Below are 19,866 nucleotides of genomic sequence, written 5' to 3'. Positions count from 1 at the left end.
GTGAAGTTCCTCCTAACAGTTAGTAATCATGCATCGTTTCTCTTTAAAAAGGTAAGCAGGGCGTCTGTATCTTTGGCATTCAAGACAGAATCATGTTTAATCCAGCCCTTAATAGCCGCCGAGACGCCGACTTTCATATGTTCGAGCATATCTATGCTGTGGGCATCCGTATTGATGACGATAGACACACCTGCTTCCTGGGCCTTTCTTAAATTAGGAGCGGCCAGGTCCAAGCGATTAGGATTGGCGTTCAGCTCAAGCGCCGTATTCGTCTCTCTCGCCAGCTCGATTAGCATGTCCATATCCACTTCGTACCCTGTGCGTTTCCCGATTATTCTTCCCGTTGGATGGGCAATAATATCGACATTTGGATTATCCAAAGCATTTTTTAACCGTTTCATGATCGTTTCCTTCGGCTGAGAGAAGCTGGAGTGTATCGAAGCGATAACGATGTCCAGTTCAGCCAATAACTCATCATCGTAATCAAGCGAACCGTCAGGAAGGATGTCCATCTCAATTCCGGACAGAATCGTAATATCGTCATATTTATGATTCAGCTCATGAATGATTTTCTTTTGTTCACGCAATCTTTCGGCACTGAGTCCGTTAGCTACCTTTAAATATTGGGAATGATCGGTGATGGCCATGTATTTATACCCTTTGGCTCTGCAGGCGTCGATCATCTCTTCAATCGAATGAGCGCCGTCGCTCCAGGTAGTATGCATATGCAAATCCCCATGGATGTCCGCCAAGGAAATCAATTTTCCGGCTTCATGGAAATGTTCCACCTCTGTACCATCTTCACGAACTTCAGGGGGAATAAACGGCAGGCCAAAATGAGCAAAGAAATCTTCTTCTTTATCGAAGGTCAACACCTCACCTGTTTCAGCCACCTCCACACCGTATTCACTGATTTTCTCTCCTTTTTCTTTGGCAAGCTGCCGCATTCGGACATTGTGATCCTTAGAACCGGTGAAATGATGAAGGGTTGTAATAAATTCTTTGTCTTCCACCATACGAAAGTCCACTGAGACATCGTACTGAAGCCCAAGGGTGACAGACACTTTCGTCTCTCCCGCAGCAATCACCTGTTTAACGTCGGAAAGAGCGAGCAATTGCTCTTTTACTGATGCCGGATTGTTTGTTGATATAATAAAATCAAGATCCTTTATCGTTTCTCTCATCCGCCTGATGCTTCCTGCTCTTGAATATCGGATAATATTATCCATGTTTTCAAGTCGTGCCTCAATATCTTCAGCGATTGGCATCATGAATGCAAGCGGAAGCCTATCCGGCCTTGAGCCTGCTTCCTCAATCGCGGCAAGGATCTTTTCTTCCGTTTTTTTGCCAAACCCCGCTAGATCCCTTACCTTCCCTTCTTCACAGGCAAGTTTTAAATCGTGGACATCGTTAACGTATAACTCTTTATGGAGCTTGGCGATTTTCTTTCCGCCAAGACCTTGAAGCTGCAGGAGCGGGATAAGTCCTCTTGGCACTTCTTCCTGCAGTTCTTCTAAAACAGTAGACTTTCCTTCACTGATATACTCTTCTATCACAGCGGCCGTTCCTTTGCCGATTCCATTTAACGCGGTAAAATCATCAATAGAAGGCAGGCTTCTTTCATCCGTTTCGAGGGCTGCAGCTGCCTTTCGGAAGGCAGAAACCTTAAAAGGGTTCTCCCCCTTTAATTCCATATAGATCGCAATCTGTTCAAGTAATTTAATAACATCTTTTTTATTTACAGACATTGTATTCACCTGCTATTTGGTATTTTATTTCCATCATTTCTAATACGTTTAATTCATCATAAAGTTTCAGTCTGTATCCCCAATAAAACAAGGCCGCTCTCTATCTGTATCCGGCATGATTTTAACTTTCTGCCAGATAATAGAGAGTGGCCCTGCATCTTTTACTTAGGATGGAGGCTCCATGTATTCGAACCACAGTTCTTTTACCATTTCCGATAGAAACGGTGTATTTTTTACCATTCCCTCTGCCAGGAACGAATTGTTCATTGCTCCTTGAATCGAACCAAGTGGCACGAGGGCGGCTATGTATAATACAATAAACATGATAAGATATACTTCCAAGAAGCCCAATATGCCGCCGCCCCATCGATTCAGTTGTTTCAATATCGGCAGGTGGGCGATGAAATCGAGCATTGAGCCAATCAATTGCCAAAGGATTTTCGCCGCAAAGAAGATGATAGCGAATGCGATGGCATTATAATAGGCCATATCAAGACCGGTACCGTCAAAAAAGGTTTCGACGGCCGAAGAATCGCCAAATGTTGGGTATGGAACCCACAGCTTCAGCTTCGGTGCCAGTTCATCGTAATATACATAAGCGGCAATGAATGCGACTACAAAGCCGGTCAGGTGAATCAATTGAAGAATGAAGCCTCGCCTTAATCCGATCAGAAATCCGATCACAAGGATGGCTATAATTGCCAAGTCAAGCATGTACTCAGTCCTTTGTATTCTTTAATTCAAGTTCTAGCTGGTCGATCTTATCTTTTAGTTTCAAATAATCATGCATGGCATTCACCGCTGTCAGAACAGCCAGCTTGCTAGTATCCAGCTTTGGATTCATGGAGCTAATATCTCGCATTTTATCATCAACCATGGATGCGACAAGGCGGATATGACTGGGGCTTTCTTCACCCAGGATGGTATATTGTTGTCCAAATATATCTACTGTAATTTTATTTTTTCTATCGCCTGACAAGATGATATGCCCCCAATCTAAACAATCCTATTCTATATCATACCATGAACCTTTTCGACGTGAAAGAGCGAGGATATCATTAGCAACTTTTTTTAAACTTTCGCAAATTTCGATTAGATAAGAAAGGAGTTTTGCCGTATATGTCAAACGTCGTATTAGTTCTTAGCTCTAGTAAAATCGAAGAGATGAAAAAGCATTATGCTGCCAGTCTAGTAGAAAAAAAGCCGCCCGGAAGCGTATTTGCCGCGAAACCAGCAAATTGTATGATTACCGCTTATAAATCAGGTAAAGTGCTGTTCCAAGGGGCTGCATCCGTTGTAGAAGCCGGGAAATGGTCTGCTCCAGCCTCTTCCGCGAATAAGGTTAAGGTTTCCTCGGTGAAAACGCACCGCTACTCACCCCCTGCCAATATTGGAGAGCTTTCTGTTGTTGGCTCTGATGAAGTGGGGACGGGGGACTATTTTGGCCCGATGACCGTGGTAGCGGTTTATGCAAAGAAAGAGCATATCCCTTTATTGAAGGAGCTCGGCGTAAAGGATTCCAAGAATTTAAAAGACAAACAGATTATCGAGATTGCTACCCAAATCAAGCATGTCGTTCCCTTCAGTTTGCTTGTCTGCGATAACCTCAAATACAATACGATGCAGGCAAAAGGAATGTCCCAGGGAAAGTTGAAAGCATTGCTGCATAATCAAGCTATTAAACATGTGATCGATAAGATTTCTCCTGAAGTACCTGAAGCTGTACTGATCGACCAATTTGCCCAGCCGGATATTTTTTTCAACTATTTAAAAGGCCAGGAGCTGTTCAAGTCAGACTCCATATATTTAAGCACAAAAGCCGAGGGGATTCATGTCGGCGTTGCCGCCGCTTCCATTCTGGCCCGATATGCATTTGTAAAGCATTTCGAAACATTAAGTGAAAAAGCTGGATTCACGATTCCAAAAGGTGCTGGCCCGGCTGTCGATGAGGCTGCAGCCCGGCTGATCCATGAAAAAGGGATTTCAGCGTTGAATGAATTTACGAAGGTACACTTTGCGAATACGGAAAAAGCGAAGGCGATTTATCAGAAAAAATATAAAGGTGACAGAAACCATCCATAAAATGGATGATTCCTGTCACCTTTTGGTTTAACCGCGTAATTCCGCTCCCGCTTTTTCCTTCACAGCCTGCAACACTCGATCATGAGCTTTTGTTACCTCTTCATCTGTGAGTGTACGCTCCGGATCAAAGTATTTGAGAGAATAGGCAATCGACTTCTTGCCCGGTTCCATGCGTTCTCCTTCATATAAATCGAAAACGCCCACTTCTTTCAATAACTTGCCGCCGGCTTCTGTTATCATCTTCTGGATGTCTCCGACAACTGTTTCCTTGTCTACCACAAGGGCGATATCCCGGGTAATCGATGGAAACCGGGGAATCGTTTCATACTGGATTGGCTCTGTTTCCGCTTCACCAAGCGCTTTGAATGAAAGCTCGAATGCATATGTCTCTTTCAAGTCGAGTTCTTTTTGGACGATCGGATGAACTTGGCCGATGAAGCCAATCACTTCATCATCCAGCAGAAGCTCAGCTGTACGCCCCGGATGCATACCCTCGATCTCTGCCTGTCGATATACGATTTTATCTGTCAGTCCCAGTGTACCAAAAACAGTCTCTAACACACCTTTGGCCACGAAAAAGTCTACCGGTTTTTTTTCGCCCTGCCACAGGTGGGACTCCCATAGACCGGTTATAGCCCCTGCCAAATGCTCTCTTTCCTCAGGCAGATCTGCTCCATCTCTTTTCAAGAATACTGAGCCGATTTCATAAAGCGCAACCGATTCGCTCTGGCGGGCAATATTATATTTCAGCACTTCCAAAAGCTGTGGAACGATGCTTAAGCGGAGCTGGCTGCGCTCTTCACTCATCGGCATCGCAAGGCTGATCGATTCTTGTTTTTCCAAAGCAAATTGGGATGCTTTTTCTTTACTAGTTAATGAATAGGTGACTGCCTGGTAAAGGCCAGCGCCTTCGAGCACCTTACGTACCTGGCGGCGTTTTTGCTGATATGCTGTCAGCTTTCCCGGTATGGCAGCCCCAATTGGTAGCGTTGTTGGAAGGTTATCATAGCCGTATAAACGGGCCACTTCCTCGACCAGGTCTGCATCTATGGTAATATCGCCGCGACGGGTTGGAACAGTTACTGTAAATTCGTCCTGTTCCAAACTTACCTCGAATTGTAATCTTTTGAATATATTCTCAACCTCTGAAACCACAAGCTCTGTTCCAAGAAGCGCATTGATTTTATCAAGGGTGACAGAGACAACGGCAGGTTCGATTGTCAATGTATCCACTTCTGCAGCACCCGCTAGAACCGTACCGCCTCCGTATCGGGCCATTAATTCAGCTGCGCGTTCGGCTGCCTGGCGGACTCGATTCGGATCAACACCCTTTTCAAAGCGTGCGCTCGCTTCACTGCGCAGTCCGTGATCTTTAGAAGCTTTTCTTACAACCGCTCCGGAGAAATAAGCTGCTTCCAGAACAACGGTTGTCGTATCGCTGCCAACCTCTGAATTGGCTCCGCCCATGACGCCGGCTAAAGCGATCGGTTCTTTGCCATTTGTGATGACTAAATGATCCTGGAACAATGTTCTTTCCGCATCGTCTAGTGTCGTGATTTTCTCTTGGTCGTTTGCCCTGCGGACAACAATTTCCTTCGTACCGATGCGCTCATAATCAAACGCATGGAGCGGCTGTCCGTATTCCAGCAAAATATAGTTCGTGATATCGACAATATTATTGTGCGGTCGGATTCCACTTGCCATGAGACGCGCTTGCATCCATAGCGGCGAAGGTCCGATTTTCACATTTTTAATCACTTTTGCTACATACAGCGGGTTATCTTCTTTCGCGACCACTTTTAAGCTCAAATAGTCTGAAGCTTTCTCGTTAGCCTCAGAAGAATTGATTTCAGGCCACTTCACTTCACGCCCGAGAATCGCGGCAACTTCAAATGCTACGCCAAGCATACTTAAGCAATCAGACCGGTTCGGTGTCAAGCTGAGTTCAAGCACCTCATCATTCAAGCCAAGGTATTCGAACGCATTCTCGCCGACTGTCGCATCATTCGGGAACACATAAATGCCCGTAGAAAATTCTTTTGCCACCAGCTTTGCTTCGATTCCGAGCTCCTGAAGCGAACAGATCATTCCGTGAGATTCTTCGCCGCGCAGCTTTGCTTTTTTGATTTTAAAGTTGCCCGGAAGGACAGCGCCGACCGTTGCCACTGCTACTTTTTGGCCTTTATCTACGTTCGGTGCGCCACAGATGATTTGCACAGGGTTTTCCTCGCCGATATCGACAAGGCATTTATTTAATTTATCAGCATTCGGGTGCTGTTCCCGTTCCAAAACGTGGCCGATGACGACACCTTTCAAGCCTTCACTTTTCTTTTCTACCCCTTCGACTTCAATGCCGCTTTTGGTAATCTTTTCGGCAAGCTCATCCGCAGTAATGCCGGAAAGATCCACATAATCCTGCAGCCATTTATAGGAAACAAACATGGTTGGTCCTCCTTAAGGAAATTACGTTTTTGTTTTATCGTTTATTCGTGACGATGGAATTGTTTCAAGAAACGAATGTCGTCTGTATAGAAATGACGGATATCATCCACACCATATTTCAGCATCGCAATACGTTCCGCGCCCATACCGAAAGCAAATCCTGAATATTTCTTAGAATCAAATCCTGCCATTTCAAGAACATTTGGATGAACCATGCCTGCGCCTAGAATTTCGATCCAGCCCGTACCTTTACAAACATTGCAGCCTGATCCGCCGCAGATTTTACAAGATATATCCATCTCGACAGATGGTTCAGTGAATGGGAAGAAGCTTGGACGAAGCCGAATGTCCCGGTCCTGGCCGAACATTTTCTTCGCAAACACTTCGAGCGTTCCCTTAAGGTCGCTCATGCGGATGTTTTCATCGACCAACAATCCCTCAATCTGCATAAATTGATGGGAATGTGTCGCATCATCATTATCACGGCGGTATACCTTACCAGGACAGATGATTTTAACCGGCCCTTTGCCTTCATGCATTCCCATAGTCCTTGCCTGTACAGGAGATGTGTGGGTCCGCATTAAGATCTCTTCCGTAATATAAAAGGAATCCTGCATATCACGTGCCGGATGGCCTTTTGGCAGATTGAGGGCTTCGAAGTTGTAGTAATCTGTTTCCACTTCAGGGCCTTCAGCGACTGTATAACCCATCCCGATGAATAAGTCTTCGATTTCCTCGACGATTCTTGTCAGCGGATGATGGTTTCCTTTTTTGACCGGACGACCCGGCAATGTGACATCAATCTTTTCTGTTGCAAGCTTTTCATTGACTGCCGCCGCTTCAAGAGCGTTTTGTTTTTCCCCGATTTTAGCCGCAATTGCCTCACGAACTTCGTTTGCCAAGGCACCAATTTTTGGACGTTCTTCTGCGGAAAGCTTGCCCATTCCACGGAGCACCTCGGTAATCGGACCCTTTTTTCCTAAGTAAGCAACACGAATATCATTCAAAGCTTTTAAATCAGAAGCCGCCGCAACCTTTTCCAGCGCTTCTTCCTGCAGTTCATGTAGACGTTCCTGCATGTTAATTCCTCCTTGAAATTATTTTTAGTGAACATAAAGAAAACTCGTCGATTGACGAGCCTTTTAAGGCGAAGGCAGAGACGTAGTTGCCTTTATGCAGAAATGAAAGTTTATACTTCCTTTCTACCAAAAAAACCCGTCCCCTAAAAAGGGACGAGGTATATGTATCGCGGTACCACCCTTATTGGCACACAGAAAAGCGCAAGCGCCTTGGTCAGCCCCGACATATCCCGCAGGAAGGCGTTCTCTGCCTTCTGTAGGGAGACCTCGAGGGGCTAGGCGCTGGAGCTAGACAACTTTCAAAATTGAAAAGTAATCTTTCTTTTCTTTTAATAACTGTGCCCACTTCATTTTCGATAACGGTTTTTCACCGATGCATCTTTCGATTGCCGCGCAATCATCCCGATGCCGACTCGAGAGGTGAATTCACTTAAACAGCGCCGTAAAAATGCTTGCAGTCGGGGCATTTTTTTCCTGTAACGGATATCTTAAGCTACTCTTCTCTGTCAACGTCTTTCTTTTATTAAAATGTATGTTTTATTATAGTATATTTTCATTATGTTTTCAATTTGACTTTAGTACTTATATGAATGAACTCGCTGCCATAGTTCCTATTTCCGGAGGTGATACAGTAAAATTCCGGCCGCTATCGCTACATTCAATGATTCACTTTTTCCGTAAATCGGGATATACAGATTTTGTGTCGTTTTAGTAAGCAGGTCAATATTTACACCCTGCCCTTCATTGCCCACAAGCAAAGCATATGATTGAGCTTTTTTCACATTTTCAAAAGGCACCGAATTCTCGAGCGCCGTGCCATACACCGGGATGTCCCTGTTTTTTAGCTGGTCAATCATATCGTCTAGATTTCCTTTTATCACCGGTATGTGAAACAAGCTGCCCTGTGTTGAACGGATCACCTTTGGGTTGTAAGGATCTGCACATCCTTCTCCGAGGATTACAGCATCTATACCGGCGGCATCCGCCGTCCGGATCATCGTGCCGATATTGCCGGGATCCTGAACCGCGTCAATAATCAGCACCTTTTCCGGATTAATGTCTTCAAAGGTTACGTTTCTTTGTTCACAAACTGCTGCAATCCCTTGGGGTGTCTCGGTATCGGAAATGGCTTTCAGGACATCATTGGCCGCATTAATCACTTCTATGCCTTCAAGCTTGAAATGCACGGGCAATTCTGCATCCTCACTTACAATGACCTCCAGGACAAGATTGCCTTCGTTTAACGCTTCTTCGACGAGATGGAAGCCTTCGACTAAAAATCTACCTGCTTTATCACGTTCTTTTTTCGTTAAAAGCTTTTTCCATTGCTTAACCTTTGGGTTTTTAGCACTTTCAATATACTTCAACGGTGGACTCTCCTTCATTCCTTCACTGATTTCCCTATTATAACGTAATCCAGATACATAATACACGCCGAATCGTGAAATGATAGTCATATGAGTCAATCATGATTTTATAGGAGGAAAGACGATGAACTTAAATCTTCGAACTGCTATTATTGACAACGTTTCGGGCAATTCCCAGGAACAGCTTGAAGATACGATTGTTGATGCGATCCAAAACGGCGAAGAAAAAATGCTTCCCGGTCTTGGCGTTTTATTTGAAGTAATCTGGCAGCATGCATCCGAACAAGAAAGAACTGAGATGCTCCAAACCCTGGAAGATGCTTTAAAAAAGCAATAGCCGCTTGTGGCTATTGCTTTTCTTTTACAACTTGTCTGTATCGATTCTATTTTTCAATTGCTCATCATAGACGATCGGATTCCCGTCTTCATCTAATTGCGTACCTTCTTTTCCTGCCAGGTCACCAGTTGTCTCCTTAATTGCCGCTGTTCCATCAGGGAACAAGTTAGGGTCTGGATTATTCGTTAGTCCGGACGTATCAATTCCGGTCATTCCTTCCGTTTCAAAAATCGGTGGAGAAGGATGGTCCGAATAAAAGCTCTCCCGGACAGCCCGGTCTTTATCAGAATCTAGCAGGACTAAAATCTTGCCGTTTTCCACGTCATTCACATATTCCGAAGCTTCAGTATCCGAGAAGCCGTAATCTCCCAGCCTGTCCTCAAGGTTTGTCGTTCCTTCATTCATCAAGAATCTCATCACCTTATCCATGAACGAGTCCTCTTCTGTTGTAGTGGTTGCGGTTTTCACATCTGCAGTTTGGTTATAATCGGCAAATTCCAGTTTCTCTTCCTTGTCCGCGACAACGGTAATATCATCTCCGTCGTAACCTTTCGCCTTAAGAGCATTAATAGCTTGCATAACCTCATGGCTTGATTCAAAAACTCCATATACTGTCTTTTCCATATTTAAGCTCCTCCTTCATCGGGTTAGCGTAATGTTTAGTGTTATGTATAGAATATACCCTTCTCGTGTTCTCTTAAACGGGGAAAAGACGATAATAATCATTTCCTGATTATCTATACGCATTAAAAATGGGCCTATTAGTTAAGAGGCCCATTTTGTAAAAATTATTCAAACGTAATCTTATCTACCGTTTCACGATCAAGCTTTTTAATGACTTCCACGATCAATTTAATGGTGTTCTCATAATCATCGCGGTGGAGCATGGCAGCGTTAGAATGGATGTATCTTGTCGGAATCGTGATGGAAAGTGACGGTACACCATTCGCTGTTACATGAATCGAGCCAGCATCTGTTCCGCCACCCGGCATGGCCTCGTACTGATAGGGGATATTATGTTCATCCGCTGTGTCCGTTACAAAATCTCTCAAACCTTTGTGTGATACCATGGATGCATCATAAATGACGATTTGCGGACCCTTGCCCATTTTCCCTTGGGCCTCGCGCTCCGAAACACCCGGCGTATCCCCCGCAACACCGACATCCACCGCCAAACCGATGTCAGGCTGGATTTTAAAGGTGGAAGTACGTGCCCCGCGAAGTCCCACTTCTTCTTGTACGGCCCCGACACCATACACGACGTTTGGATGATTGGTTTCTTGCAATTGTTTTAATACGTCAATGGCAATCGCACAGCCAATACGGTTATCCCATGCTTTTGCCAACAGCATCTTTTCGTTATTCATGACCGTAAATTCAAAATAAGGTACGACCATGTCTCCCGGACGAATTCCCCAATCCTCAGCTTCTTCCATGTTCGTTGCACCGATATCGATAAACATATCCTTGATTTCCACCGGTTTTTTTCTGGCTTCCGCTGTAAGGATATGAGGCGGCTTGGAGCCGATGATACCGGTGATATCGCCTTTTCTAGTAACAATTGTCACGCGTTGTGCAAGCATAACCTGAGACCACCAGCCGCCCACAGGCTGAAAACGCAAAAATCCTTTATCGTCAATCTGAGTCACCATAAAGCCAACTTCATCGAGATGTCCGGTGACGACAATTTTTGGGCCGTTTTCCTGCCCGCTCTTTTTTGCGATTAAGCTTCCTAGGCCATCTGTAGTCATTTCATCCGCATAAGGTGTTATGTATTCTTTCATGACCTCTCTTACTTCGCTCTCATTGCCGGGAATTCCCTTGGCATCCGTAAGATCTTTCAACATCTTTAACGTCTCATCTAAGTTCGTCACCAAAATGCCTCCTTATATATATTCCATTACTATTATTATACACAATGAATATTAATACCCCTGTCTTTGCCTTTCGTAATTGACCTTATTTTTTTCTAAATAGGCCGTTTCTACATCGTTTGCCGTAAAGCCAAGCAATTCTCCAAGATTCAGATACTCAGTAAACACCTTCTGATACGTTTCCGGCTTTTGCTTTGCGCGATAGGCTGTAATCACCTCATACAAAGTCAAAAACTGGGCGGTTAAATCCGTCCTGCTACCGCCGTTTGATGATATTTTCGAGACCGTTTGCTGAAAGCCTCCTTCGTTACCAAGCGACAGGATAAAGTGAATTCCATCGACATATTCCTCTAAAATTGTTTCCAGGGTGGATGGTCCTTTCAAACTCCAAAATTTAAAACATCTTGTTTCGTTCGCCAATTCACCGAGCTCCACTAAAAGAGCCAGAATTTTTCTGTCCACCAAGTCTTCGTCGCCCAAATCATGCCCTGATTCAATATACAGGTCTAGCGCAGCCTGCATTTCAAATAGTTTAGCTGTATCCATATCATCACTACTCTCTATATTTTCTCTCCCTGAAATTATATCAAATAATTGAAACTAATTGAAAAGAGGAACGTATATAGAAAATAACGAATATAAATAAGAAGGTGTGCCCATGATCTTATTAATGAGATTGTTCATTTTCGCTTTCATTATTTTTTTAGTATACTTTGCTATCAGGTATTTTATAAACCCCAAACGCAAGCTCAAGCTTGCCCAGGCACAAGGGAAATTTTATTTTCTCGATGAAATCTCAAATGCCCGGAAGAATTTCCTGCTTACCTATCGAGGCGTCTTCTTTGAAGGAGAGAAGTATTTAGGTACTCCGAATCATTCCTCCGAGGTCGTTTCTATCTTCATTTGGCTAAAAGATTCCTCAGCTCTTCATGAACTGGATGAGGAAGACCGATTGAAAATAGAATCCGCAATCAACCAACACTATCCAAGCGCGAAAATAGAGTGGAAAAATCACCTTAACAAAGTGTAAATAACTTGACTCTTGCAAAAATATTGTCGTGAAAATTGACGGTTTATGACTTGTTTTGAAAAGTTGATAAAAATAAGAATGACATCCCTTTAATTGTGGAATTGGAAGGTTACTACCCCAAACCAAATCACAAAAAAGGAGATGTCTTTAAGGTCATGGTATCTTTCTATTCGGCTATCGTCAAGTTCGTTTTTTCCCTAAATCTGTGCCTATCAAAACCGCAACTCAATCACATTATTTCGATCATGCATAGCATCGTTTTGTGCGAAGGGCGAAAGACGATCACAGAAATTCGCGAACATACTGGAAAGAGCCGTGACCTCAGCTGTATGACCCGGTTTCTAAAGGAATCACCCTGATGTGTCAACCGGGCTCAGCGGAGACGAATGGATCGTGTCATCAGCCTGATCCGTCGGGCCCGTCAGAAAGCAGGAGATACGAGACCCATTCTGTTTCTCATTATCGATGATTCCGGCTGTCATAAAGATCATTCCACAAGAAAAATGGAAGGGCTGGATTTTCACTTTTCCCATTCCGAAGGGAAAAGCGTTTGGTCGCATTGTCTCGTGACCGCCCATGTTGTGTCAGAAGGATTCTCCTTCGCCTGGGATTTCCGCCCTTATTTCCGGGAGGGCTACTGTCAGGAACACGGCCTTGCGTTTAAAAGCAAGAATGGCCTAGCAATCGAAATCGTGAATGCCTTTCCTGCCAACGAAGATGAACAAGTGTATGTGCTGATGGACAGCTAGTACTCGAGCAGGAAAATGATTGATGCCTGTAACGCCAAAGGATTTCATGCCATTGCCGCTGTCAAGTCCAATCGAAAAATCTGTGTTCAAGGAGTTCGTGTCTCCATGTCAGAATTCGCAGACAGGTATATCGAAGAACCGAACCTTCGCTCCGTCACCGTGAAGGATAAGGGGAAATACAAGATCTATGAATGCGAGAGTCCTCTGTCTGAATTGGAAAACGCCAAAATTCTCTTCAATAATGGAAACAATGGTGATGCAGCGATGTTTTTCGACGAAAAAGGGTTCTATTACTCTAAATTTTACACACCAAGGGATAATAGGGATGCTGTCCAAAACCGTTTTAATATTCCAGTCATATATCTTGGCAGAAATTTTATTTTTACACGAAATGCATTCTATAGTAAATCGTCGGGTACGGTGTTGTCCTATTCGCCAAAATACTGGCATTCAGCCCATGTCAACGCTAAGAATCAAGTCTTCTTATTAGATCAGGATCAAAAAATTCTAAGAAAGTATAATTCGATTGATGAAGTGCCAAAAAAATAGCCTTAAGAAAAACATTTAGGAAACCACCTAAATGTTTTTTCTTATATGGGTGCCATTCACATGAAATTGACATGGAGTTCCTGTTACTCGCCACCAATTGCTTTCGACTGGCTGGCTTTGGTTTTCTTCACCGAAAATCCTTACAAGGGACTTTTTCAATCTTCCATTGATTCATCTTCCGGTATAATACACGAAGCAGGCTCACCTGAAGTTCCAATGGCATCTTCCCAATTTCGTCGAGGAATAAAGTTCCGCCCTCTGCCGCTTCGAATTTGCCTGGACTTTCTCCTTTTCTAGAGCCAGTAAAAGCCCGTTCTATGTAACCGAATAATTCACTGGCCAATCAATTCTCTTGGGATAGCCCCGGCATTGATGGCAACAAACGGACCGCCACTCCAGTGACTTTTTCATGAATCGTCTGTGCCAGCACTTCCTTACCCGAACCCGTTTCCCCCAATTTTAATACACTTGCATCAGATTGTGAGGCAATCCTTGTCGCTCTTTGAAAAGATGGACTGTAAGTGATTATTCGCCCAAACTGGTACTCCTTTTGTCCGGAATCTGTGCTAGGAAAAGGTTCCCTCTCCACTTTCCATAAAAAAGGAATAGCGGAAATAAATTTGACCCCAGCAATCTCATGTTCTCTCTACAAAACACCATTCCCCAGGGCTTAAAACGGAATTTCTGCGGGGCAAATAAAAAGAGGACTATTTCAGTCCCCGTATATCCAAAATCCCTCATATTATTTTTTTGCGGCGGCCATTTCATACCTTGATGAAATTATGCCTTATTGAATTTCAAGGCAGTTATTAACCTATGCTGGTCGGCTCTAATTGATTTTCTTTGGTATATTCTTCATAACATAACCCAAAAGGTTTTCCAGGAATGAAGCTACCTTCACCTTGATTGCCGACAAACTTTCCATCATCGACCATCAGATTTCCTCGAAGAAAGACTTTATCTACTTTCCCTTCTTGCTCAAAACCTTCATATATATTAAAATCAACCCCTTGTAAGCTGGTTACATTTGAGATAATAGATTTATGATTGGGAGCGTAAATAACAATATCTGCATCCATTCCAACGCCTATATGTCCTTTACGATGTGAGATTCCATTGATTCTAGCAGGAGTTGTTGCAAATAAGTCTACTAGGCGCTGTCTTGAGATTCTGCCTTTGTTTACGCCGTAGGTCCATAGAATTCCTAAACGATTTTCGACACCTGGGGATCCATTTGGTATATTGGTAAAATCCTCAATTCCCATATGTTTTTGGGTTTCCCAGTTAAATCCGCAATGATCGGAGCTTACCGCATTTAACCAACCTTTGTTAATGGCTTCCCAAAGGGCATTTCGATCCTCTTCTGTTCTAAGGGCTGGTGAGCATACATACTTGGCGCCTTCGAAGTTCGGTTTTGCTAAGTCCTCTTTATCAAGCATTAGGTAATGAGTACAGGTTTCTCCATAAACAGGTATTCCTTTGTTGTAGGATGATCGTATTGTTTCCATTACCTCTTTCGCTGTGACATGAACAATATAGACAGGTGCTTTAGCTAAGGAAGCTAAGTGAATGACTCGTTGTGTAGCTTCGACTTCAACCAAAGGTGGTCTTGAAAGAGCATGATAATATGGATCCGTTAATCCTTTAGAAAGGTATTCCTTTTGAAGAGTTTCAATCACATCTGCATTTTCGGCGTGAACCATAACGGTTACTCCGGCATCTTTAGCCGCCTTGAGTGCTTTAAAAATGGCTTCATCGTCACTATGGAATGGGAGTCCTTTGTACGCCATGAATAATTTAATCGTTGGTAGCCCTTTTTCTGGTAAAGTCGGAATTTCTTCAAATAGTTTTTCTGATGGTTCACAAACTACTCCGTGGAAGGAATAATCCACCATCGCTACGTCTGAAACTTCCTTTTTCTCGTAATCAAAAATGGTTTCTGCAATCCCTTTTCCAAACTCTTGGTTCACGAATTCTATTACCGTTGTCGTTCCACCTACAATGGCTGCATTGGAAGTATCGAATCCCCTAACTCGTTCCCCTTTATAATCGAATGAATAGTGAACATGTTGATCAACTCCGCCGGGTAAGACGTATTTCCCCGATGCATCCACGACTTGATTGGCACTAACAGATAGATTCTTTCCTACAGCAACGATTTTTTCTCCCTCTATTAATACGTCACCAATAAATTCATCGACAGCTGTTACAATCGTTCCATTTTTAATTAGTAAACTCATATACTCTTCCCTCCAATTTTCCCCATTAATTATGTAAAGTTTGTTGCTTTCATTTTGTTTCGAACAGGATCGGTCCAAAATAATGGAATTTGCTTTATCCAATCCATGTAATCTTGAAAGGATTCTTCGATTCCATATTTTGGATTATACCCTACATTTGACTTTAATCGTTCTACTGATAATTCATGAATATCTTCAGGATCGAAAAAGTCGATATTCGCCTCTTCGAAATTTCCAACCACTTTATACTTAAAATCAAGAAACTGTTTTTGCAGCAGCTGGCACCAGTCTTCTACGCTCCACGTTTGGCCTGAACCGATATTGTATAGGTCATACGTCAATTCTTGCGATCGTAATAGTTCAAAAATAGAGTTAGCGACATCCTTGCTATAGACCCAATCCCTTAAACCTGGACGGGGTAAGAGAGCTTCTTCATTTAATAGCGCATTTCGAGTTACTTGAAAAGGCACGGATAGGGTTTGTCTAATACCCGTATAGTACTCCCATGGTCCAAAAACATACCCTAGCCGAACAACACAAACCGGCATTCCAAACAGTGTTTTATATCTTAAAGCTGTTCTTTCCCCAGCAAACTTCGTAATCTCATATAACGTTCTCGGTAATGGAATGGACTCGGACTCTGATAAAACCTCATCTTTAAACCCAGTCTCGCCGTATACGGTACAAGAACTGATATAAATAAACTTCTCGATCCCATGCCGGTGTGCAGATTCTAAAACTTCAACGGTTCCCATATAGTTGACATTGGTTATGGTTCTACTAGAATTTCTTTCTCGTTCAAGATCAGGTGTTATGGCAGCTGCATGAATAATTGTTTTAATATCATACTTTTCATTAGTAGAATCTAATAATTTTGTATCTAAAATATTTCCTTTTACGTAATGATAGTTGCCTTTTCTCCCTTGTAATGAATCCATTGCCTCTTTTGGGACCGGGAGTGTCGCATAATTGACAACATGTATGTTTTCATCCAGAAGTCGTTCAATAATATTGATTCCAACAAAGCCAGAACCGCCTGTAATTAAAACCGTCATCCAATCATCCCTTCAAATCCCTTATTTAGAAATGTTCAACCTGAGATAAAGATTTATTTTTTATTTTTGAGGATACTTGTAAGGCCGTTTTATAGAGCAACTCGGTTCCAATCGCCAAATCTTCATAACTAGCTAACTCAGCAGGATTATGACTGATTCCATCTTTACATCTCACAAAAATCATGCCGATATCACAGGCGTTTGCCATCACCATTGCATCATGGAAAGGCCCACTCATCATTTTCGGACAATCCAGATTCAACGTCTTACTTTCTTCGGCGATGATTTCCTGGATCCACTCCGCACAATCTACCGGCGCTAAGTTTGTATCCTCTTGGATTTCAGCTGTAAGCTTATAATCAGTCGCAACTTCTTCAATCATTGTGCGTATTTGCTGTTCAAATCGATTTCTTCGTGATAAATTGACATCGCGCAAATCAATCGTGAACTCTACTTTTTCAGGAATGATATTTGGAGAATCCGGAAATACTCGCAAACTGCCAATAGTGGCAACCGTAGGGAGTCCCTTTTCCTGCCTGACAATTGTATTGATTTCCCCAATCATCTTTGCGGCACCCAGCAATGCATCCTTACGCAAGTCCATCGGTACAGAACCAGCATGGCCGGCAAAACCTTCTAGTTTAACGGTAAACCATAATGGTCCTGCGATTCCTGTCACAATGCCCACTGGTTTATTTTGAACATCCAGAGAAGGCCCCTGTTCAATATGCAGCTCAAGAAATGCACCGATTGATCCAGAAGGATAAACAGACTCTTCTAAATTGTCTGGATCACAGCCAAAATCGATTAACGCTTGTCTGCGGGTAATTCCATCCTTATCTATTCGATCAAGCTCCCCTTGCTCAAACTTTCCTACAATTCCCCTTGAGCCAAAGACTCCCTTTTTGAATCTCCAGCTTTCCTCGTCGCAAAATGCGATTACTTCAATAGGAACATCGGGCACAATTCCTTTATCTGCCATCGTCATAGCTACTTCAACACCAGCCAATACCCCAGATGTTCCATCAAATCGCCCGCCGTATGGTTGTGAGTCAAGATGAGAACCGATCATTAACACGGGTGCCTCGGGGTTCTTCCCTTCCAAACGCCCAATCAGATTTCCAAAATTATCAATTCGAACGGTCATGCCAGCTTCTTTCATCCACCTGGAAACAACGGAAAAGGTTTCTTTTTCAATGTCGGAAAGAGCAGGGCGACAAAGACCTGTTTCCCCAATTTTTCCATATTGGGATACCACTTCAAATAGTTCTTGTAATCTTGTTTTGTTGATATTCATGTAAACTCTCCTTTTTAGTAGATTTTTATTTGGAAAAAGGAGCGATTGACGCTCCTTATTCCATATCAGCTGTAATCAATTCCGGATAGACTTCTTTCAGGAGGCTAAAATCATGGTAAGACTCAACTTCAGGTTTTTTCGGGATGTTGCCCACGCTAAGGAAATAATCCATAATTCCTTCGCTATTACTTTCTTTCCAGTACGTATTGTCTACGTCCATGGAGTATACGTTTCGATTCATAATTTCGGTTAGTTCACTTTCAGATAAGCGTAATTCCGGAGATAAAATTTTCACTGCTTCTTCCCTGTTATTATTGATAAAATCGGTACCTTTTTTCAGTGCACGAATCAGTGCTTTGATCGTATTTGGATTCTTTTCTAAAAAGTCTTCCGTAGCCATTAGGGTTGAATGTACACTCAACCAATTAACCTCTCCTTGTTTATCAGGCAAGTTACTTTCTCTACCGCTTAAGATAAATTCCCCACCAGCTTGAGTTCCTTTTGTAATAAATGGTTCCCATGCCGCTAATGCATCAATATCACCTCTTTGCAATGCAGAAAGACCGTCACTTGGACCGATATTGATATATTTGATTTTACTGACATCAACGTCTAGTTCTTCGCCCATACTTTTAATCGCGTAGTAAACTTCAGCTCCATTTGGCATGCCGATCTTTAACCCTTCCAAATCCTTCGCGCTTTCTAATTTTAAACCTGGTGCACCGACCATAGCTTGCGTACCAGCCATTTGGTCTAATACAGCGACAACTTTAATAGGAACATCTGAAGCCTTCATGGTGATCGCCAAGAAATTGGACATAAGACTTATCGGGGCACTTCCTCCAGCTATCATTGATCCCATTTCAGGACCATTTTCAATAAGATGGTTAGTTACTTTTATTCCTTCTTCTTCAAAATAACCATTCTTTTCAGCAATGATTTGCGCAGCCGAAATCTGAGCATCGCGCACTCCCATCAATGTTAATTGTTCCATTTCAGGTTTATCGCTATCTTTAGTGCTATCTGCTGTCGTTGAAGTGGCTTCATTATTACTTCCACAAGCTGTTAGTAGAATGGCAAGTATTGTTGCTATGAGAACTTCTAATTTTAGTATTTTCATTTTATTCCCCCCGTTTTTTGTAATATTCATACTCCTACTTTTCATTTTTCAATGGCTGCGCTAGCCCCCCCTTTTCTCCAGAATAGGATTCTATTTTTCAATTTCTTTAACATATAAGCTAACAAGCTGTACTCTAATCCGATTAATATAATGGCTACAAACATGTTGGAGATTTTAAAGTAATTTCGAGCATCAACAATGATGTAACCAAGACCATTTTCAGCTCCCATCATCTCTGAAACAACTAGTGCCGAGAAGGAAAGCCCTAAGCTAACCTCAATCCCTACAAGAATGTTTGGAATTGCCGAAGGGAGAATCACTCTAGTAAAAATTTGTTTCTGGTTTGCTCCAAGACTAAGAGCTGAACGAATGAGTGTGGAGTTCACAGATTTCAGGCCATCAAGTGTATAAATTAATACCGGGATGAATGTTGACCAAGCAATAAGTAGAATTTTTGGAAATTCCCCAATTCCAAACCATATGATGAAAAGCGGGAGAAGTGCCAAGGCAGGTATAGGGCCTATTAAATTAATAATTGGTGCAATCCAGGTTTCGACAAATGTATACCGACTCATAATTACACCCATGACTACCGCTATTACACACCCTAAAGTGAAACCTACTAAAATTCGCGACGTACTTGATATGATGCTGCTAGTAATCATGCCTGTTTGTGCAAGAGCCAATCCATCCATAAGGATTAATGTTGGCGGTGGCAGAAAAAGCGGGTTAAACCAGTTCAATTCTTGATTTGCTCTACCAATAAGCTCCCACACAATAAAAAATAGGACAATCGGTAAGATATTCTGCGATAGTGCCCGATAATCTATTTTTTTCTTTATTAATGCACCCAGCTGCACCGGTGCTATATCTATTGTCGATGTATTTTTCATATAA

General features: G+C 42.7%; 19 protein-coding genes and 1 pseudogene. 5 read left to right on the top strand and 15 right to left on the bottom strand.

The genetic code is table 11. The features are described from left to right. Positions 1-26 precede the first annotated feature (26 nt). The 3 genes from polX to zapA all read right to left on the bottom strand — a co-directional run bounded on the left by polX (position 27) and on the right by zapA (position 2,727). Entirely contained in the window at positions 27-1,748 is a 1,722-nt protein-coding gene (gene polX, locus LQ216_RS12545; RefSeq protein ID WP_230129738.1) for a DNA polymerase/3'-5' exonuclease PolX, read from the bottom strand. A 165-nt stretch (positions 1,749-1,913) separates the two neighbouring features. Then, positions 1,914-2,462 (bottom strand): CvpA family protein, encoded by a 549-nt coding sequence (locus tag LQ216_RS12540; protein ID WP_230129737.1) that lies wholly within the window; start codon positions 2,460-2,462, stop codon positions 1,914-1,916. A gap of 4 nt (positions 2,463-2,466) precedes the next feature. Then, on the bottom strand, positions 2,467-2,727 hold the full coding sequence (gene zapA, locus LQ216_RS12535; RefSeq protein ID WP_230129736.1) for a cell division protein ZapA: 261 nt from the start codon (positions 2,725-2,727) through the stop codon (positions 2,467-2,469). Positions 2,728-2,867: 140 nt separating this feature from the next. On the opposite strand from zapA, the gene rnhC reads away from it, so the two are divergent. Then, positions 2,868-3,830, top strand: a complete 963-nt coding sequence (gene rnhC / locus LQ216_RS12530; protein WP_230129731.1) for a ribonuclease HIII — start codon at positions 2,868-2,870, stop codon at positions 3,828-3,830. Between the two features lie 27 nt (positions 3,831-3,857). Here rnhC and pheT read toward each other — a convergent pair whose 3' ends face one another. The 3 genes from pheT to LQ216_RS12515 all read right to left on the bottom strand — a co-directional run bounded on the left by pheT (position 3,858) and on the right by LQ216_RS12515 (position 8,718). Next, positions 3,858-6,272, bottom strand: a complete 2,415-nt coding sequence (pheT, locus tag LQ216_RS12525; protein WP_230129730.1) for a phenylalanine--tRNA ligase subunit beta — start codon at positions 6,270-6,272, stop codon at positions 3,858-3,860. Positions 6,273-6,313: 41 nt separating this feature from the next. Next, entirely contained in the window at positions 6,314-7,351 is a 1,038-nt protein-coding gene (pheS, locus tag LQ216_RS12520; protein ID WP_230129728.1) for a phenylalanine--tRNA ligase subunit alpha, read from the bottom strand. 611 nt (positions 7,352-7,962) lie between these two features. Beyond that, the gene (locus LQ216_RS12515) at positions 7,963-8,718 is read right to left on the bottom strand and encodes an RNA methyltransferase (RefSeq protein WP_230129727.1); all 756 of its coding nucleotides are present in this window, start codon (positions 8,716-8,718) and stop codon (positions 7,963-7,965) included. A 124-nt stretch (positions 8,719-8,842) separates the two neighbouring features. Here LQ216_RS12515 and sspI point away from each other — a divergent pair, with 124 nt between their 5' ends. Continuing rightward, the gene (gene sspI, locus LQ216_RS12510; RefSeq protein WP_230129725.1) at positions 8,843-9,055 is read left to right on the top strand and encodes a small acid-soluble spore protein SspI; all 213 of its coding nucleotides are present in this window, start codon (positions 8,843-8,845) and stop codon (positions 9,053-9,055) included. Between the two features lie 24 nt (positions 9,056-9,079). Here sspI and LQ216_RS12505 read toward each other — a convergent pair whose 3' ends face one another. The 3 genes from LQ216_RS12505 to LQ216_RS12495 all read right to left on the bottom strand — a co-directional run bounded on the left by LQ216_RS12505 (position 9,080) and on the right by LQ216_RS12495 (position 11,475). Next, a complete protein-coding gene (locus LQ216_RS12505) occupies positions 9,080-9,679 on the bottom strand; it encodes a general stress protein (RefSeq protein ID WP_230129724.1) in 600 nt (199 codons plus the stop codon). Positions 9,680-9,843: 164 nt separating this feature from the next. Beyond that, a complete protein-coding gene (locus LQ216_RS12500) occupies positions 9,844-10,929 on the bottom strand; it encodes a M42 family metallopeptidase (protein WP_230129723.1) in 1,086 nt (361 codons plus the stop codon). Positions 10,930-10,980: 51 nt separating this feature from the next. Continuing rightward, complete coding sequence (locus LQ216_RS12495; protein WP_230129722.1) at positions 10,981-11,475, bottom strand: dUTP diphosphatase; 495 nt, start codon at positions 11,473-11,475, stop codon at positions 10,981-10,983. A 112-nt stretch (positions 11,476-11,587) separates the two neighbouring features. Between LQ216_RS12495 and LQ216_RS12490 the strand changes: the two genes are divergently transcribed. The 3 genes from LQ216_RS12490 (at position 11,588) to LQ216_RS12480 (ending at position 13,257) form a co-directional block, all read left to right on the top strand. Next, on the top strand, positions 11,588-11,959 hold the full coding sequence (locus tag LQ216_RS12490) for a sigma-w pathway protein ysdB (protein WP_230129721.1): 372 nt from the start codon (positions 11,588-11,590) through the stop codon (positions 11,957-11,959). A 386-nt stretch (positions 11,960-12,345) separates the two neighbouring features. Further along, positions 12,346-12,708 carry a transposase gene (locus LQ216_RS12485; RefSeq protein ID WP_230129720.1) on the top strand — a complete coding sequence of 121 codons (363 nt, stop codon included), beginning with the start codon at positions 12,346-12,348 and terminating at the stop codon, positions 12,706-12,708. A 105-nt stretch (positions 12,709-12,813) separates the two neighbouring features. Continuing rightward, positions 12,814-13,257: a hypothetical protein gene (locus LQ216_RS12480; protein ID WP_230129719.1), complete on the top strand. Its 444-nt coding sequence runs from the start codon at positions 12,814-12,816 to the stop codon at positions 13,255-13,257. A gap of 127 nt (positions 13,258-13,384) precedes the next feature. Here LQ216_RS12480 and LQ216_RS12475 read toward each other — a convergent pair. The 6 genes and pseudogenes from LQ216_RS12475 to LQ216_RS12450 form a co-directional block, all read right to left on the bottom strand. After that, positions 13,385-13,846 (bottom strand): annotated as a pseudogene (locus LQ216_RS12475) (sigma 54-interacting transcriptional regulator). Positions 13,847-14,066: 220 nt separating this feature from the next. Further along, the gene (gene hydA / locus LQ216_RS12470; protein ID WP_230129717.1) at positions 14,067-15,497 is read right to left on the bottom strand and encodes a dihydropyrimidinase; all 1,431 of its coding nucleotides are present in this window, start codon (positions 15,495-15,497) and stop codon (positions 14,067-14,069) included. A 29-nt stretch (positions 15,498-15,526) separates the two neighbouring features. Continuing rightward, the gene (locus tag LQ216_RS12465; protein ID WP_230129715.1) at positions 15,527-16,552 is read right to left on the bottom strand and encodes an NAD(P)-dependent oxidoreductase; all 1,026 of its coding nucleotides are present in this window, start codon (positions 16,550-16,552) and stop codon (positions 15,527-15,529) included. 25 nt (positions 16,553-16,577) lie between these two features. Beyond that, entirely contained in the window at positions 16,578-17,849 is a 1,272-nt protein-coding gene (locus tag LQ216_RS12460) for a M20 family metallo-hydrolase (protein WP_230129714.1), read from the bottom strand. Positions 17,850-17,904: 55 nt separating this feature from the next. Further along, positions 17,905-18,969, bottom strand: a complete 1,065-nt coding sequence (locus LQ216_RS12455; protein WP_230129712.1) for an ABC transporter substrate-binding protein — start codon at positions 18,967-18,969, stop codon at positions 17,905-17,907. A 41-nt stretch (positions 18,970-19,010) separates the two neighbouring features. Continuing rightward, the gene (locus tag LQ216_RS12450; protein ID WP_230129711.1) at positions 19,011-19,862 is read right to left on the bottom strand and encodes an ABC transporter permease; all 852 of its coding nucleotides are present in this window, start codon (positions 19,860-19,862) and stop codon (positions 19,011-19,013) included. Positions 19,863-19,866 lie beyond the last annotated feature (4 nt).

It is taken from the genome of Bacillus sp. CECT 9360, from assembly GCF_918741275.1.
GTDB lineage: Bacteria > Bacillota > Bacilli > Bacillales > DSM-1321 > Peribacillus.
The sequence above is the reverse complement of the archived record's forward strand: the minus strand, read 5'-3'. Positions and strand labels throughout refer to the sequence as shown.